This is a genomic window from Psychrobacter sp. PP-21, from assembly GCF_033790785.1.
Taxonomy (GTDB): Bacteria; Pseudomonadota; Gammaproteobacteria; order Pseudomonadales; family Moraxellaceae; genus Psychrobacter.
In genome coordinates this window covers 1-541 of record NZ_JAMYEB010000072.1, presented here as the reverse complement: position 1 = coordinate 541, position 541 = coordinate 1, and the positions used below count along the sequence as shown (strand labels likewise).

General features: G+C 43.8%; 1 pseudogene. It reads left to right on the top strand.

Going from position 1 to position 541, the window contains the following annotated elements:
* Nucleotides 1–73: 73 nt before the first annotated feature.
* Nucleotides 74–541, top strand: a pseudogene (locus NJD71_RS13615) (transposase); the annotation flags it as partial.

The following is a 541-nucleotide window of genomic DNA, read 5'->3' as shown; positions in this document are numbered from 1 at the left end:
GGTAATCCCCCCAATAAATAAGAACACTTACAAATAGAGATTAACTGCTAAAATACACCAGCAGGAGAATCCTATGAAAAAGACACGCTTTAGCGACAACCAAATCGTCAACATCCTAAAACAAGCCGAACAAGGCGTCCCTATTACCGAGCTCTGCCGTGAGCATAACATCAGCCAAAGCACCTTCTACAACTGGCGATCTAAATATGGTGGTATGGACGCCACACTTATCAGCCGTCTTAAAGAGCTTGAAGTTGAAAATGCCCGCTTAAAGAAGATGTACGCTGATGAATGTCTTAAATCCGACATCCTACAGGATGCTATGTCAAAAAAGTGGTAGCGCCCCAAAGGCGCAAAGCGTTGGTTTGTCACTACATTGAAGATCGTGGTATTGGTATCCGCAGGGCTTGTAGCATCTTTAACATCAGCGTCACCTGTTATTATCACAAGTCGGTGGTAACAGATGAGAACCAGCAAATAGCGGACTTACTTATCAAACTGACTGATGAGAACAAGAACTGGGGCTTTGGCTTGTGCTTTT